14 protein-coding genes are annotated in these 17,012 nt (G+C 53.1%); 2 read left to right on the top strand and 12 right to left on the bottom strand.

Annotated elements, in window-relative coordinates; translation table 11 throughout:
• Positions 1-47: 47 nt before the first annotated feature.
• From AB1S56_RS09330 to AB1S56_RS09295, 8 genes are all read right to left on the bottom strand, one after another.
• Positions 48-1,226, bottom strand: coding sequence for an EAL domain-containing protein (locus AB1S56_RS09330; RefSeq protein WP_340870105.1), 1,179 nt, complete (start codon positions 1,224-1,226; stop codon positions 48-50).
• Between the two features lie 44 nt (positions 1,227-1,270).
• Positions 1,271-2,746, bottom strand: coding sequence for a GGDEF domain-containing protein (locus tag AB1S56_RS09325; RefSeq protein ID WP_340870104.1), 1,476 nt, complete (start codon positions 2,744-2,746; stop codon positions 1,271-1,273).
• Positions 2,747-2,949: 203 nt separating this feature from the next.
• Positions 2,950-3,609, bottom strand: a complete 660-nt coding sequence (phoU, locus tag AB1S56_RS09320; RefSeq protein ID WP_340870116.1) for a phosphate signaling complex protein PhoU — start codon at positions 3,607-3,609, stop codon at positions 2,950-2,952.
• 20 nt (positions 3,610-3,629) lie between these two features.
• Positions 3,630-4,385, bottom strand: coding sequence for a phosphate ABC transporter ATP-binding protein PstB (pstB, locus tag AB1S56_RS09315; RefSeq protein ID WP_340870103.1), 756 nt, complete (start codon positions 4,383-4,385; stop codon positions 3,630-3,632).
• Between the two features lie 23 nt (positions 4,386-4,408).
• Entirely contained in the window at positions 4,409-5,284 is an 876-nt protein-coding gene (pstA, locus tag AB1S56_RS09310) for a phosphate ABC transporter permease PstA (protein ID WP_340870102.1), read from the bottom strand.
• 1 nt (position 5,285) lies between these two features.
• Complete coding sequence (gene pstC, locus AB1S56_RS09305; protein ID WP_340870100.1) at positions 5,286-6,230, bottom strand: phosphate ABC transporter permease subunit PstC; 945 nt, start codon at positions 6,228-6,230, stop codon at positions 5,286-5,288.
• 107 nt (positions 6,231-6,337) lie between these two features.
• Positions 6,338-7,351, bottom strand: coding sequence for a PstS family phosphate ABC transporter substrate-binding protein (locus tag AB1S56_RS09300; RefSeq protein WP_340870098.1), 1,014 nt, complete (start codon positions 7,349-7,351; stop codon positions 6,338-6,340).
• 127 nt (positions 7,352-7,478) lie between these two features.
• Positions 7,479-8,705: a methyl-accepting chemotaxis protein gene (locus tag AB1S56_RS09295; RefSeq protein WP_340870097.1), complete on the bottom strand. Its 1,227-nt coding sequence runs from the start codon at positions 8,703-8,705 to the stop codon at positions 7,479-7,481.
• A 205-nt stretch (positions 8,706-8,910) separates the two neighbouring features.
• On the opposite strand from AB1S56_RS09295, the gene AB1S56_RS09290 reads away from it, so the two are divergent.
• Both AB1S56_RS09290 and AB1S56_RS09285 read left to right on the top strand, forming a co-directional pair.
• Positions 8,911-10,092 carry a M20 family metallopeptidase gene (locus tag AB1S56_RS09290; RefSeq protein ID WP_340870096.1) on the top strand — a complete coding sequence of 394 codons (1,182 nt, stop codon included), beginning with the start codon at positions 8,911-8,913 and terminating at the stop codon, positions 10,090-10,092.
• Positions 10,093-10,109: 17 nt separating this feature from the next.
• Positions 10,110-10,979 (top strand): AraC family transcriptional regulator, encoded by an 870-nt coding sequence (locus AB1S56_RS09285; RefSeq protein WP_340870095.1) that lies wholly within the window; start codon positions 10,110-10,112, stop codon positions 10,977-10,979.
• Between the two features lie 40 nt (positions 10,980-11,019).
• On the opposite strand, the gene AB1S56_RS09280 is transcribed toward AB1S56_RS09285, so the two are convergent.
• The 4 genes from AB1S56_RS09280 to AB1S56_RS09265 all read right to left on the bottom strand — a co-directional run bounded on the left by AB1S56_RS09280 (position 11,020) and on the right by AB1S56_RS09265 (position 17,010).
• Positions 11,020-11,742 (bottom strand): response regulator transcription factor, encoded by a 723-nt coding sequence (locus AB1S56_RS09280; RefSeq protein ID WP_340870094.1) that lies wholly within the window; start codon positions 11,740-11,742, stop codon positions 11,020-11,022.
• A 96-nt stretch (positions 11,743-11,838) separates the two neighbouring features.
• Positions 11,839-13,617 carry a two-component system histidine kinase PnpS gene (gene pnpS, locus AB1S56_RS09275; RefSeq protein WP_340870092.1) on the bottom strand — a complete coding sequence of 593 codons (1,779 nt, stop codon included), beginning with the start codon at positions 13,615-13,617 and terminating at the stop codon, positions 11,839-11,841.
• Positions 13,618-13,665: 48 nt separating this feature from the next.
• Complete coding sequence (locus tag AB1S56_RS09270; RefSeq protein WP_340870091.1) at positions 13,666-14,643, bottom strand: bile acid:sodium symporter family protein; 978 nt, start codon at positions 14,641-14,643, stop codon at positions 13,666-13,668.
• A gap of 87 nt (positions 14,644-14,730) precedes the next feature.
• Positions 14,731-17,010, bottom strand: a complete 2,280-nt coding sequence (locus AB1S56_RS09265) for a cation-translocating P-type ATPase (protein WP_340870090.1) — start codon at positions 17,008-17,010, stop codon at positions 14,731-14,733.
• Between the last annotated feature and the right edge of the window lie 2 nt (positions 17,011-17,012).

The raw sequence follows: 17,012 nt of genomic DNA, 5'->3' as shown, positions 1-17,012 counted from the left end.
TTTTCCCAAGCGGCATGAAGCCGAACGACCGCTTGGGAAAAGCCCATCTATGATCTCGGGAGCGGGCCGGGTCTGCCCAATAAATAACCTTGCGCGTATTGCACGCCCATCGCCTTCAGCACGCTAAGCTCTTCCTCAAGCTCAATGCCTTCCGCAATCAAGGACACCTGCAGCTTCGCGCCTACCTCCTGAAGCGTATGCAAGATATGCTTCTTCACATCATCCCCATGAATATTGCTAATAATGGAACGGTCCACCTTCAAATAATCCGGTCTCAGCTCCACGATGGATTGGAGTGAGGAATACCCGGCGCCTACATCGTCAATCGCGATTTGATAGCCTTGATTGCGGTAATGCTGAAGCGCCCGCTTGACGGCAGGATAATCCTCAATGGCGCTTCTCTCTGTAATTTCGAATACAATCTGCTCAGGCGATAGCTGATGCTGCTCCAGCAGTCTTGCCGTCCGACCGGGGGAGAAGCCGGGATCCTCCATAATTTGGGCCATTACATTAATGAACAGCTTCTGATCCGTTCCTAGAGCGTCGCATGCTTCAATCGACTTCTCCCGCGCGATCCGCTCCAGCGAATACAGCTTCCCTTCTTCGCCTGCGCATTGAAACAGCTCCAGAGGTCCAGGGAATACACGATTATCCTTCAGCCTTGTCAACGCTTCATATCCGAAGACGCTTTGGCTCTGCAGCGAGACAATAGGCTGGAACACGGGGTGTATCGACCGCTCGGCCAGCAAATCATCGAGCGCGCGACGGCGCTTGCCCTTCAGCAGATCGCCGTCTCTCTGTCCCTGCAGCAGGGCGCGTTTGCTGGCCTCATACCATAAGCTCTCCTCATCGGAGTATGCCCTGGGATTAAGCACGACAGCGCCTACACGTGCCGAGCCCTCAGCCGCGCTGCCGAATGCGCTTCGCGCTGCAGACAGGTAGGAATCCGCTATTTTTTGTCCCGCGTCATGGGCCAGCTGCTGCAGCCATTTCTCCCACACACTCGGCTTCCCGTCAGGCAGCTGGATGGACAAATACAGATCGTCATTCCACCAGCACATAACGGGCTTCAATACCGCTGAACGGAAAGCATCCTCGGCCTCGCATTCCGCCGTTCTTCGCCATAGCTCGCGCATGGCATGCCACTGGGAGCTGTCCTCCAGCTCATGTGACCAAGACCAGGTCAAATAAATCATACCCAGATAACCGTTCATGCCGATCATCATGCTCCTGTTGTGAGATGAGGGCCTTTGATAGATGCGCAATGATTTCACGACTGCGTTCGTTCCTCTCTGCGATGCATTTCCGTAATATTTTCCATAACATAAACGCTGCCTTTGATGGCTTTTGCTTGCTTCTTCAGCTTGGCGGCATCCCGCGAAATAACCTCCGGAGACAGCTCTCCGATCCCGTCCCAGTACAGGATGGACAAGGATATCGATACCCCATCCTGCTGAATTCGAGCACCTCGTCTATCCTCAACCTCAGTCACTTCGGCGCCGCCGTAGAAATCGACAACTCCCTGGTCAAATCGTTGAATGAGCTCCCGGCAAGCCTCCTCCGCTATATGAGGGTCCAGAATCGCGATAAAATCATCGCCCCCTATATGCCCCAGGAAGCAGCTTGAGCTTCTTCCCTCCTTGCAGAGAACCGTTCGCAGCAGCTTTGCGACATAGCGGATCAGATCATCGCCTAACCCGAAGCCGAAGCAGTCGTTGAACCATTTGAAATAGTCCAAGTCGGCGTACAGCATAGCGAAAGGCTTGCCTGCCTTGATTTTCCGGGTAAGCTCTGAATGGATGCCTTCATTCCCCGGCAGCCCTGTGAGCGGATTAGCCGTACGGGCTTCCTCCGTTCGAAGCGCTGTGATGTACTCCAGCATCGACCGAATTGTAGCGACCCCCAGAAGGGACTCATTCCTTGTCAATATAACGACATCATACAGCCGATAATCCGTTCTGGACATAGCCAGCTGTGATACCTGCTCCACGGGCATCGACTCGTCCACAATGAGTGCCTGTGCGTCCATAATCTTCTCCACCGGCCTGTTCCAATACAGCGGCAGGCCGTACTGGCCGGCAAGCAGCTGATGGAGCTTCTCCTTCATTAACAGTCCGACAGGCTTCCCATTCTTCAACACCACAACGCCTGGTACAAGCGCGTCCCTCTCGAACACATTCGCCACCTCAGACACATGTGTATAATGAGGAACAGTGGCGATTGGCGAAGCCAGCTGTCCGATTCTCCGATCCTCTCCCCCATCCGGCATGCTTTCAGCCTTCAGGCTGCCCGCTGCGGACTCCATTGGATCGTGACGCATGGCTCCAGGCACCGAACGCTGCTCGCATGCCTGCAGTAGGGCGCGAAAGACGATATCCTCTGCCCGGACTCCCTGCTGCGGCGTAATGATGGAGCGGCTGATATGGAATCCGCCCTGATGGTCATGGTGCTCATTTCCTTCTATGTAGGCTTTCGCCAGCTTCGCTCTCAGCAGCTTGCCAGAGCTCTCGCCAGCTTCTTGCGCCGAGCACGCCTCGTCTGTCAGGAAGAACACATAATCCTGACCTAGTCGCTGCTTCCAGAACAGTCCGCGCTCCTCTCTCTCCCATGCTCGCATAGCTTCCTCCAACTTCTCTTGCGGCAGACGAATATGCAAGAAGAGCAAGACGACCGGGTACCGTCCCCACACACGCTTGACAGCCTTCAGCAATTCGGCATTCAGTAATCCATATCCTACTTCGCCCATGGGCATCCCCTCAATGAACTCGTACGTGCACATGATAAGAGCTTTTATTTACAATAACATTGAAATGTGAAATATGTTCCAATCAATTGTTTGTGCAAAGTAAAAATAATAACGACAAATGGCTTACGGATAATAAAAAGGATAGTAAAAAGGGACTATTCCTGGAATCGCAGCACAGCGAGTCAAGTAGTCCCTCTTCATACCTACATATTCAAGTCAGGTCTTTTGCCCGTTACCAAGTAGACAACGCTCTCCCCGATATTGGTTGCATGATCGCCGAAACGTTCCATATAACGCCCAACGAAGCTGAGCAGCTGTGCTTGAGCGATGTTGCGCGGATTCTCGATCATCAGCAGCATCAGCTCTCTTGTAATCTGTCCGTAAAGAGCATCCACCTGATCGTCGTCCTTAGCCATCTTGTAGGCCAGATCCACATTCTCCTGCACAAACGCCTGGATAGATTCGTAGGTCATTGTCTGAATAATTTCCGCCATTCTAGGCAGGTCAATCAGCGGCTTGATCAAGAGCTGTCCTTCCAAGCGCAGCACAACCTTGGCCACGTCAACGGACAAATCACCCATACGCTCCAAATCGCTGGCAATGCGGAAGGCCGACAGTATGCGGCGCAAATCCTTGGCTACAGGCTGCTGAGTGGCGATCAGCTTGGAGCCAATCTCCATAATCTGCTCTTCCATCGCGTTCAGCTTGGGATCCTCGGCAATAACCTCTTTGGCCTTCTCCATATCGACAGCCTTAAGCGCATCAATGGATTGAACAAGCGCTCGCTCCACGAAGCCGCCCATCTCTACAAGCAAATTATGAAGCTGCTCCAGCCCCAGATCAAATTCTTTCCGTTTTGTCATCATATCGCTTATCCCTCCGCTTATCCGAATCGGCCGCTGATGTAATCTTCTGTGCGCTGGTCCGACGGGTTCGAGAACAGCTTCTCCGTATCCGAGTACTCCACAACCTCGCCATTGAGGAAAAATACGGTTTGGTTGGACACGCGCGCGGCTTGATGCATGTTGTGCGTAACCATAACAATCGTGTAACGGTCCTTCAGCTCCTGAGCCAGCTCCTCGATTTTCAGCGTGGAGATAGGATCAAGCGCCGATGTCGCTTCGTCCATAAGCAGAATATCCGGATTGACCGCAAGCGCGCGGGCAATACAGAGACGCTGCTGCTGTCCGCCCGAGATGCTCAGCGCGGAACGCTTCAGATGATCCTTCACTTCATTCCACAGCGCAGCGGATTTCAAGCTCGTTTCTACAATTTCATCCAGCTGCTTCTTGTTCGTAATTCCGTGCAGGCGCGGGCCATAAGCCACGTTATCGTAGATCGATTTCGGGAACGGGTTGGGCTGCTGGAACACCATGCCAACCTTCTTGCGAAGCGTCTCCACGTCCACCTCGTTGGAGTAGATCTCCGTGCCGCCGATGGAGCATTCGCCTTCAATTCTTGTGCCTGGAATCATGTCGTTCATCCGATTGAGCGTGCGAAGCAGCGTTGACTTGCCGCAGCCGGAAGGTCCTATAAAGGCGGTAATTGCTTTTTGGGGAATCGTCATTGTGACGTCCTTTAGCGCATGAAATGAACCATAATATAAGTTCAGCTTATTAATATTGATTAACGTTTCCATAACGTTTCCCTCCATCGTTTACGTTACACATTCTTCTGATATTTGTTCCGCAGCAGGATCGCGGACAGGTTCATCAGAAGCAGCAGAACCAGAAGTACGATGATACCGCTCGCGGCAAGCTCCTTGAATTCAATCTGCGGCTTGGACAGCCAGTTGTACACTTGAATCGGAATGACCGTGAATGAATCCTTCAAGCCATCAGGCAAGAACGCAACATAGGTGAGAGCGCCAATCATAACGAGCGGCGCGGTCTCGCCAATCGCACGGGACATCGCGAGAATCACACCTGTCAGAATGCCGGGAATCGCGGATGGCATAACGGAACGGGATACGGTCTGCCACTTGGTTGCTCCAAGCGCGAAGGATGCGTCACGACGGGATTTCGGCACCGCCCGAATGGCTTCCTGCGCAGACACGATAATAATGGGCAGGACGAGAAGCGTCATGGTGAGTGCGCCCGCTATCAAGCTTTTTTCCAGCGACATTAGCCGAACGAACAAGGCAAGGCCCAGAATGCCGTATACAATAGATGGTACGCCGGCAAGCGTACTGATATTCAATTGAATTAATCGGGTGAGCCAGCCTTTTTTGGCGTACTCCTCCAGATAGATGGCTGCGCCTACCCCGAAGATAAAGGAGATTGGCGCCATAATGATGAGCATGTAGATGGTGCCCACCAGAGCGGACTTCATGCCGGAGTTTTCGGCCTTGCGGGAAGGGAACTCCGTGAACAATTCCGGCTGCAGCCGCGCGACTCCGTCTACAACGATATCGACGATCAGCGCGCAAAGCGCGACAACCCCGATTGACGTGGCGAGCACGAACAGAATATGCAGGATGAAATCGATATTTCTGCGATTCGCGATTTGCCGACGATTCGCGTCTTCAAATATATTCATGCTAGTACTCCTCTCTGAATCGTCTCGCCACGTATTGGGCCAATATGTTAAGCAGGAACGTAATGACGAACAAGGTCATGCCGACGGCGAAGATGGAGCCGTATTCCAGGGATCCATGCGGAGTATCCCCAAGGCTGACTTGTACAATGTAAGCGGTCATCGTCTGGATGCTGTCCAGCGGATTCACAGTCAGGTTCGGCGTTGAGCCCGCAGCCAGCGTTACGATCATCGTCTCGCCAATGGCGCGCGAGAATGCCAATACGGCTGAAGCAACAATGCCGGAGAATGCGGCAGGCACCACAATTTTGAGTGCTACCTCGAAGCGAGTTGCGCCCAGCGCGTAGGCTCCGTCGCGAAGCGAACGCGGCACGGCCGACATCGCGTCCTCGCTCAGCGAGGAAACCATAGGAATAATCATAATACCAACAACGATACCAGCGCTAAGCGCGTTGAATATGCCGGCGCTATTGAAGAAGAACTGAATGATCGGCGTTACAAAGCTCAGTGCAAAATAACCGTAAACGATAGTCGGAACGCCAGCCAGCACTTCAAGGATCGGCTTGATCACTTTGCGCACGGACTTCGGCGCGTATTCCGACAAGTAGATCGCGCTGGCCAGGCCGATCGGTACAGCTACCAGACACGCAATGACGGTAATCAGCAGGGTGCCGCCAAGCAGCGGCAGGATGCCATAGCTCTTCGGCGGGATGAGCGGAGACCATTTGGTTCCGAACAGGAAATCAAATATCGGTATATGCTTGAAGAATTGGTAGGTTTCGGTCGCAAGGGTAATGACGATTCCGACGGTCGTAAGTACAGATACAATCGCGCACAGAAACAGAAGAAACGGCATAACCTTATTCATTATGCTAACCTTGCTGTTTTTGAAAGGATTGCTTCCGCTTATTGTGGATGTATTCAAGCTTGATGTGTCTTTATTCGGCATTATAGCGTGCCTCCAGTTTACAAATCTTTAACATTATTGGCGATAAAAATGTGATGTCCATCGAGACACCACATCTTTATCACCGGGCTAATTTTCATTCAGAAAACTTATTGAATTTTAGCCGCTTCTTCCGCGTATTTCTCATCTGGAAGCGCCACGTAACCTACTTCACCAGCCAAAGGACCGATGTTTTCGATGTAGAAGGTCGTGAACTCCTTCACTTCAGGACGCTCAAGCTCTTTGTTGCTTACGTAGATGAACAGCGGGCGGGACAGTGGAGCATACGTGCTGTCCTTAATGGTGTCGTAAGTCGGTGTTACAGGACCGCTGCCGCCGTCGATTGGCACTACTTTCAGCTTGTCTTGATTCTCTTCGTAATATGCGAAACCGAAGTAGCCGATGCCGTATTTGCTGCCGGATACGCCTACAACAAGCGTGTTGTCATCTTCACTGAAGGAGATGGAGCCATCGTTGCGAATGCCTTCTTTGTCAAGAATCGCTTCGTTGAAGTAGTCGTAAGTACCGGAGTCAGCGCCTGGCGAGAACATAACGATTGGCTCGTTAGGGAAGGAATCGCGCACTTCGCTCCAATTTTTAACCGTGCTGCCTGTTTTGAAGATCTTGGCAAGCTCTTCAACTGTCAGGTGGTCGATGAAGTCATTTTCTTTGCTTACTACAACGGACAGGCCATCATAAGCTACGGAAAGCTCAGTGAACTCAATGCCCTTCTCTTGGCAAGCTGCAGCTTCTTCGTCTTTGATCGGACGCGAAGCGTCTGCAATTGCGATCTCGCCTGCGCAGAATTGCTTGAAGCCGCCGCCTGTTCCGGATACGCCTACTGGTACGCGAACGTCTGGGTGTTCAACTCTGAACTCTTCAGCAGCAGCCTCTGTCAGAGGGAATACTGTGCTGGATCCATCGATTTTGATTTCGCCAGTCAGCTTAGCTGTTTCTTCAGTTGGCTCAGTAGTCGGCGAATTCGAAGGCGTGTTGCTCGCTCCGCCTGTATTTGTGTTTTCTCCGTTACCATTGTTTCCGCAAGCTGCAGCGAACACCAGCATAGCTGCCATAGCCAACGTAAGAATCCCCTTAGTACCCTTGCTCTTTACCAACTTTACCACTCCTCATTTGTTTATAAGCTCTTGTTCCCTTTACGAGTTCAATATTACTAGCCGTTTGTAAATCCGGTATTCCTCTTTTGTAAAATCCGTGTTAAAAATTTTGATTTATGTTGCTCTATCATTTAATTCATAGATTCTGACGCAAGCTTTCCATCTCGCCAGTAACCTCTACGGCGCGCAAATGCGCTTGCTCCGACAGCCCATCGATTGATTTGGCGGAGCTTCTGTTTTCGGCTGCCGATTTGAACAGCAAGTTAAATACATTTTCCGTCTCATTCATATAGGCTTCGCTGGATGCGGTTACGGCTTGTCCTTCTTGGGCAAGTGCGGCTGTTTCCTGAATGGCGCGCACAATCCTCTCCGTCAACGCTGTAATTTCTCCAGCCGACTTCTTGGTTTGATTGGCCAAGTTCATCACCTCTGAGGCGACCACGGAGAAGCCTCTGCCATACTCGCCTGCTCGCGCCGCCTCAATAGAAGCGTTGATCGCCAGCAGATTGCTTTGCTCCGCCAGCTCCTTGATCAGCTTGCTGAAGCTGCTAATAAAACCAGCCTCCTTCTGCAAGTCCGTCATCCGTTGCTCTTGCTGAGAGGCGTATTCCGCAAAGGAATGGAAGGCTCGTTTGACTTTGTCCAGCTCGTTTTTGCCCGACAGCGTCAAATCCACCATGTCCATGGACAGCGTCTCGCCTTGTCCGGCGGAATGCCTCGTCTGTCTGACGATTTCTTCGATTTCCTTGACACGGCGCTCCGCTGATAGGATGGTTCTGCGCTGCTCCACTACCGCCCTCTCCTGAAGCATGCGGGACAGCTTCAGCAGATCGGACACTGCTAGCACGCCGGCCAGCTTGCCGTGCTTGGTAACAAGCACGCAGTCATATAGCGTCTCCTCGTCCCGGGACAATGCCAGATCGATAATTTTTTGGGGCGCCATATCCCAAGCGGCTATGAGAGGCGACGTGTCCGCAATTTTCATAATGGACTTGTCGTAATACAATTCGGCGCTGAATCGACCCTGAAGCTTGGCGTATATTCTGTTGCGCATCAGGAGCCCTTCAGGACGGCCCTCCTTATCGCAAACCACAACGCATTCGCTCCTATTGTTCCCAATTACAGTTAATAATTCGCTGCATGTTAAATCGGAAGTCACGGTTGGAACCGTTCTGGCGTAATCCAGCAGCATGACGATTCTATTATCCGGCTCCGGCCAGACTGCATCATTCGACTCCAGCGACTCTGACTCATTTGCTTCAGCTTCTTCATTTGCTTCCTTCGATTCCACTTCTTCTATGATGTCAGCCTGTCCCATGTCTTCTTGCCCCATGTGCCGTGAAACCATCTCCAATGAATCCATGCCTGCACACTCCCCGCCTATAGACTATATATCTACATTCAATATAGGACAGATGAATTATCTGGATTCATGGGAAATGTCAACGCAGTGTAAAATGTCGAATTTTACCGAATAGATATGCACATATCAGGATTCCTTCTCCGTTATGCCTCCGTTATGATACACTAGAATTCAAACGTACCTTATTAGAATCGGAGGCAGCCCGATGAGCACCAAACCTAACGTATTTGCCGTCATAGAACAGCATGCCGATACGTTCCGGCATATATCCCGCGCCATTGGCAATCGACCTGAGCTTGGGCATGAGGAGCACTTTGCTGCCGGTCTGCTGGCAGAGGAGCTGGAGCGTCAAGGCTTTCATGTCGAACGTGGGACCTTAGGCATTCCGACCGCCTTCCTTGGGACATATGACACGGGCAAGCCAGGACCAGTCGCGGCGTTTCTGTGCGAATACGACGCGCTTCCCGAGGTCGGCCACGCTTGCGGCCATCACCTGATCTGCTCCATGAGCATGCTGGCAGCCGTAGGCTTGAAGTCGGTGATGGATACGTACGGCGGGACGATCCGCGTCTACGGCACGCCTGCGGAAGAAACCAAAGGCGCCAAGGTACCAATGGCTGAAGCCGGCTTATTCGACGATTGCGACTTCGCGTTAATGGCGCATCCATACCATTCATTCGAGAAATCCGGCAGCTCGTTAGCGCTGGACGCCATTTCCTTCGAATATACCGGCCTAGCTGCACATGCCGCAGCAAGCCCGTACGAAGGCATTAACGCGCTGGACGCGGTAATTCAATTATTCAACAGCGTCAACGCGCTGAGGCAGCAGACGAGAAGCGACGCGCGTATACACGGCATTATCGATAACGGAGGCCGGGCTCCCAACATTATTCCGGATTACGCTTCGGCGAAATTTTATGTGCGGTCCGCAAGCCGCGCTTATACCAACGAGCTGACGGCGAAGGTGATCCGCTGTGCGGAGGCGGCCGCTATGGCGACGGGCTGCAAGCTCCGGACGGGCTACTATGAGTTCTCGTACGACGAGCTGCTGACGAACGAAACGTTATCCCAGCGGTTTATGGCGAACCTCTTGGAGGCCGGCGTAGACCAGAGCGAGATCGCCTCCGGCAAGGATCACGGCTCGCTTGATCTCGGCAATGTGTCCGTGAGATGCCCCGCAATCCACCCTTATGTCAAAATCGTTGAGGAGCCTTTTGCCCTTCATACCAAAGCGTTTCGAGACGCTGCGATGACGGATCGCGCAATGGACCGGATGGTATTTGGGGCCAAGATGCTTGCAGCGACGGCTTACGACGCTGTCTCCAGCCCGGAGCTTCTCACGCGAATGAAGTCGGAATTCGTCGCCGCCAGCAAGTCCAAAGGTTAGAGGAGGCTCTGTGGCTTATGGAAGCAATCAACGAAAAGGTGATGTACGAAAACCCGCTTCTTTCCATTCGGATCTTCCGGGCGCAGAGGAGGGGGGAAGTCCAGTATACAAATTGGCATTACCATAAGCAGTTGGAATTACTCCTCGTGCTCAGCGGCAAGCTTGATGTCTATTTGGAGGCTGACAGCTATCAAATGCGGTCCGGGGATTTGCTGATTATCGGGGATTCCGAGCTTCACCGCGACCGCGGCAGCAAGGATCTGGATTACATTGTGCTGCAATTTGATTTGGAGCAGTTTTTCGACCATAGCTCCATCCCGTATATCCGTTACTTCTCGGATTCGCAGCTGCCCCTCAGCAGAGCGAATTATATATTCAAGGAGAACGAAGCCATTAAGGCGCAGGCGGCCTCTTGTATTGAAGGTATCCTGCAGGAAGCGTCTCGCAAGGAAACCGGCTATGAGCTGGCGGTCAGCATTCTGATCAAGCAGATTTTGTTGCTTCTGCTGAGAGGCGATACGCGCAAACTATTGGTGGAGCAGGACAACTTCGACAAGATTAGACTGAAGCCTGTCCTGGATTATGTGGAGAATCATCTGAACGATCGCATACTGGTGGAGGAGGTGTGCAAGATCGCCAATATGAGCTATTATTATTTTGTGAAATATTTCAAAAAAACGGTCGGCCTCTCCTTCACGGAATATGTCAATTACCGCAAGGTGAAATGGGCGGAGCGTATTCTGCTCACCAAGGACCTCAGTATCTCGGAGGTTGGCGAGCGAATCGGCATGCCCAATATGGCCCACTTCTACAAGATGTTTAAGAAATACAACGATTGCTCGCCTAAGCAGTTTCAACGCAAAATGACGATGTGGCAGCGGCAATGACAGACGCTCCATATACGACAAAAAAGCTCGCAGCCCCTAACTAACGTTTAGGGTTTGCGAGCTTTTTGGGCATAACCAGCTTGTAGCCGACGCCTCTGATGGATTCAATCTGGACGGACTGCTGGCCCAGCTCCAGCTTCTTGCGGAGCGAGCTGACATGCACATCCACCGTACGCTGGCCTCCAATATAATCGAAGCCCCAAACGACATTCATGAGATCATCCCTCGTTATGACCATGCCAGGGCGCTGAACGAGATAGAGCAGCACCTCGAACTCCTTCGGACGCAGCGGAATGGGCTCCCCATCTACGATGACCTCGTATTTCTCAGGATAAATGGACAGCTCGCCGACGGAAATAACCTTCTCGTTCGTCTGGATGACCGGCGTCTCATCCTGCTGCGTTCTGCGCAGCACGGCCGATACGCGCGCGAGCAGCTCCGCTACGCCGAACGGCTTGGTAATATAATCATCCGCGCCATGCTTCAAGCCCTGCACAACCTCTTCCTCCGCATTGCGGGCCGTCAGAATAATAACAGGCGTTCGCACGCCGTTCTGGCGCAGCCGATTCAGCACCTCGAAGCCGTTCAGCCCAGGCAGCATAATATCCAGAATGATCAGGTCGAAGCTGCGCTGAAGCGCAGCCTGCAGCCCTTCTCCGCCATGATCGATTACAGTCGTTTCATAGCCTTCCTGGGTCAAGTTATATGATAACAATCTAGCTAGTGTAGGTTCGTCTTCAATTACAAGCACTTTGTGAGACATGACATATGGACCTCCATCTTGCAATCCGCTTCGGATTCGCAGAATCATCGCATATAGTTTACCATGGATTCATAAAGAATAGGTAAACCTTTTTTGTTATTGGATGATCGGCAGCTCAATTGTAAAGGTGGTACCGACGCCAACCGTACTGGTAACGGACAATGTGCCCTTGTGCAGCTCCACAAGATGCTTGACGATGGAGAGCCCGAGCCCCGTACCGCCTGAGCTGCGCGAACGGGCTTTATCTACCCGATAGAACCGCTCGAATATGCGTGGCAGATCCTTTTTGGGAATGCCGATGCCGGTGTCGCTGATCTGGAACCGGATATGGTCAGCGTCCGCCGCCAGAACGGTAAGCGTAACGCGCCCCCCCTCCGGCGTATAATTGATGCCGTTGGCGAGCAGATTCATAACGATTTGACGAAGCCGATCCTCGTCCGCCTCTACATACAGCCCCGACTCCACCTTATGATGAAGCGTAATGGATTTGCGCGCGGCTTCAGGTTCCAGCAAAGCAAACGTCTTGGCCACAAAGCTTTCGAGCTCCACTGGCGAGAACAGCAGCGGAACCCGGCGGGATTCGATCTTGGACAGCTCTAGAATGTCGCCGATCAGACGATTCAGCCTGTCGCTTTCGTCGAATATAATTTGCAGGAACGACCTGGCCGTCTCTTCATCCTTAACGGCTCCCCCCAGCAGCGTCTCTGCGAAGCCCTTCACCGCAGCGATTGGCGTCTTCAGCTCGTGCGAGACATTCGCTACAAACTCGCTGCGCATCCGCTCCAGTCTCCGAATCGCCGACACATCCTGCAGAACAAGCAGAACGCCGCCGAATTCACCTGGCCCACTCTGGCTAATCGGCACAAGATTCAGCTCCAGCAGCCGCTCCTCAGGGAAGTAGAACGTTATTTCCTCCCGCAAATATTTTCTGGTGTCCAGCGCCTCCTGAATAATCTGCGACAGCTCATATTGCTGCTTCGCCTCCGCAAAATGCCGGCCGACAAGCTCCCTTGCCGAGAAGCCGAGAACCTCCTCCGCTCTGCGGTTCATCAGCAGAATCTGACCTTGGGCATCAATCATCACTACGCCGTTAATCATGTTCTCAAGGACGCTCTCCAGCTGGCTTTCATTCTGCTTGATCCGCGTCATTTGGACCTGCAGGCTGTCAGCCATAGCATTGATCGCAGTGCCCAGCTCGCCGATTTCATCCTGCTTGCGCACCTTGACCCTCGCCCGGTAATCCATGTTTTTGATCCGCTTGGCCACCTTGGTAATCTGCTCCAGCGGCCGCGTCATGCTCTGGGCAATGCTGTAGCTGATAGCCGCCGCAACGACAAACAGGATAAGCAGGCTGACGATAAGCACCATCGTCAATTGTCCGATGCTTTTGTCCACCTCAGCCAGGCTCATCGCCATTCGTAAGATGTAAGGCTGCTCTCCTTCATTAATCGTCACAGGCATCGCCACATAGATCATATTCTTCTGCACCGTGTCGCTCACTCTCACCGAACGGCCGATTCCGAGCTCGTAGGCCTCCTGAACTTCCTGGCGCATCAGATGATTGTCCATCTTGGCGACGTCGTAATCGGAATCGCCGACCACAACGCCGTCGCTTCTAATGATCGTGACCCTGGTGTCGGCGAGCTCGCTGAGCTCGCTGGCCTTGAGCGAATAATAATCCACAAGCTGCGGAAGCTCGCCGCTTCGCCAATCCAGATTGGCCGCTATAATCTTCATTGTGCGGACCATATTTTCCTCAAGCGCCTTAATATGATTATCCTTGAAGGTCTTAATCATGAGGAAGCCCGCCGCGAATACGGCAACGGCAATCATCGATATCATAATCAGAGTCAATCTCGTACGAAAGCTGTTCACTATTGTCCCACTCCCCAATTGGCCGGTGCCTTACACAACATTCAAAGCTTATCCTACATGCGCGCCGCCGCGAGCGCTAGTCTTATCCTTATTAATTTTTTGTAAAATATAATGATGCGCCGTCGCAATGGGCTGCTGGATCAGAATCGACAGCACGACGGGCACGGCAGCCAGCGGGCTGAAATAGCCAAGCGCAAGCACGATGCCAAGCGATATATTGCGCATGCCTGTCGCGTAGGAAACTGTAATCTGCACCTTGCTGTCCTTGGCGGCGGACGTTCCGATGAACCCCAGCGCATAGCAGAGTCCCACCAGCAGCACAACGACCGGCACCAGAACGGCCATATCCTTCTTTAGCTGCTCCATATACGGAGAGATCGCAGCGGCGTTAAGCGCCACTACGCCAACGAAGCATAGCTTGGATAAAGGAGCGGTATAAGGCTTCAGCGCTGCCTGCGCCTTGCCCTTCGACCATTCGTTCAGTCCAACCCCGACAATCGTTGGCAGCACAATAATGACGATAAGATCCACCATCATAGGCCATGTTTCCACCTGCGCCGTTGTATCAAAAAACAGATGAATGCCGGCAGGCACAACAAGCGGGCTAAGCAGCGAATCTAGCACCACCATGGCCAGCATAAGCGGTATGCTTCCCCCTGACATGCCTACCCACAGCACAGTGGATACGCCTAGGGGAATAATAGTGAACAAGACAAGACCTACAACGTACGGCGAATCCGCTCCGAATACTGCCGATCCGATACCGTATGCGGCCAGCGGCGACACAATATGGGCAATGATGAACGTAAGCCCCATAACGCCCGGCTTCTTCATCACGCCGGACAGCTCCCTCAACCCGCAGCCGATCGCCATCGCAAACGTCACGAACGCGAACAGATAGGGGACGGCTCCCACCATCGGCAGCAGCGCGTCCCCTCCAGCAAATCCGAGCACCAGCGATCCCGGAATAATAAGAAACATCCATTTTTCAAAATAACGGTTAAATCCAAGCCCCCACTCCCGCAAAGCCTATCCCTCATTTACACGTATAGTCTCGTTATATTGTAAGCCCAAATGCGAGATGGCACAAACGAAGCTTGGCAGACACTTTCATTATCCCTTAAATCGCAGCAATCGCATGCTGTTCAAGATAACCAGCAGGGCGGCTCCCGTATCGCTGAGCACGGCTAGCCATAACGTCAGCCAGCCAGGGAAGATAAGCGCCAGCGCAGCCAGCTTCACAGTGATGGAGAACCAAATATTTTGTTTAATGATGCCAAGAGCCTTCCTGCTCAGCTTTATCGTATGAGGCAGCTTCTCCAGATTGTCGGCCATCAGCACGATCTGGGCTGTCTCCATCGCTGTATCCGTTCCGACACCGCCCATTGCGATACCCAGATCCGCCACGGCAAGAGCAGGCGCATCGTTGATGCCGTCGCCCACCATCGCTACCTTGTGGCCCTCCGCCTGCAGCTTCTTAATGGCGGCCACCTTGTCCTCCGGCAGCAGATTGGCGTGATACCGTGTGATACTCGTCCCTGCAGCGACACTTGCCGCAGTGCCTTCATGATCCCCCGTCAGCATGACCACCTCCACAATGCCAGCCTGGCGCAGCCCCTGCAAGGCCGACTCCGTTGTGCCTCGAATGGTATCCGCTAGGGCAATCAGTCCGATGATTACATCCTTTGTGCCTACAATAACCAAGGTATGTCCGCTGTGCTGCAGCCCTTCGATCCTTCCTTCGAGCTCCCGAAGGGGCGTCTTCAGCTCCTGGAATAATTTCAGATTGCCAGCGTAATAAGCCGCTCCGTCTATATTCGCCCCAACACCCTTGCCCACGATATGATGAAACGAATCTCCGCTGCGTGCCGCGATTCCCCGCTCCGAGGCGTATGCCACAACGGTCTTCGCTATGGGATGGTTAGAATGCGACTCCAGCGTTCTGGCAATGGACAGCAGCTCACGCCCATCCATACCAATCGGTACATTGCTGACGACCTGAGGCTTTCCTTCGGTCAATGTTCCCGTTTTGTCGAAGGCGATGGCCGTAAGATGCCCAGCCGCCTCCAGGAAGGCTCCACCCTTAATCAGCACACCCCTCTTGGCGGCATGCCCGATAGCCGACACAATAGCGACTGGCGTCGAGATCACAAGAGCGCAAGGACAAGCCACAACGAGCAGCTCCAGCCCGCGATAGAACCATTCCTCCCACGTCCCCATGTCGAGCAGTGGAGGGAAGACGATCACGAGGAGAGCCAGCGCGAAGACGATCGGGGTATATATGCCCGCGAACCGATCCACGAAGGCTTGAGCAGGCGCCTTCTGGGCTTGCGCCTCCTCCACCAGATGAATGATGCGGGATAAGGTTGTATCCTGGGTAAGCTTTGTTACCTCAATGTCAAGGGAGCCGTGCTCGTTGATCGTTCCCGCATAGACGGTATCGCCGATCTCCTTGTCTACTGGAATGGATTCCCCTGTAATCGGCGCTTGATTAATGGTAGACGCGCCTTGCACAATGACTCCATCCAGCGGTACTTTTTCACCCGGCTTCACCGTTATGACCGTGCCTACCCCAATATCCTCAACAGGTATGTGGACCAGCTCGCCGTCACGCTTGACCCATGCCGCGGGCGGAGCCAAATCAATTAAGCTGCGAATGGAATTGCGCGTCCGTTCGATCGATCTTGTCTGCAGGGCGTTGCCGAGCGCGAACAGCCACACCACCGTCGCTCCCTCCAGCCATTCGCCGATGAACGCCGCGCCAGCCGCTGCTGCCGTCATCAGCACATTCATATCCAAGGAGCGGCTTCTGACCGCGTAGTAGGCGCTTCTGGCGGGCTTCAAGCCGCCCGCAACGATAGATGCCGCATAGAGAGCCGTAATGAGATAGGCGTCCAACTTGGCAAGCGTGCCGATCAGGCCAAGGACCAGGAACACGCCTGATGCAATCATAGCCGTTTGGCTCGTCTTCGTTGGCTCCTCGCCGCTGCGCCTTGTGCTCATCGGCTTGGCCTTATAGCCCGCTTTGGCTACCTCCCTCACAATGTCCTCGATGCTGTTGTCATGCTCAATGTGCATCCTGGCCGCGGGGAAATTTACGCTTACGCTTCTGACCTTTGGGTTTTGTCTAAGATGATTTTCGATGGTAGCGGCACAGGAGCCGCAGTCCATCCCTTCCACGTGGTACACGCGGGTGCTGCCTTTAGACTCTATCAAGTCATTAGCTTTGATATCTGCAGTCATGGCCGGCTCAGCCTGGCTGCAGCATGACGTTTGGCTTGCCGTCTCCTTCACGGGAGCATCCCCGCAGCAGCCATCGTCACAGCCAGGCTTCGCCTTCTCCATAGAGGCCGTCAATATGACTTTCTTGAATCTTCGTTGCTCGTCTGCCATGC

The sequence above is a fragment of the Paenibacillus sp. PL2-23 genome, assembly GCF_040834005.1.
GTDB lineage: Bacteria > Bacillota > Bacilli > Paenibacillales > Paenibacillaceae > Pristimantibacillus.
Note: the sequence above shows the minus strand (reverse complement) of the source record. Positions and strands in the feature narration are given on the sequence as shown.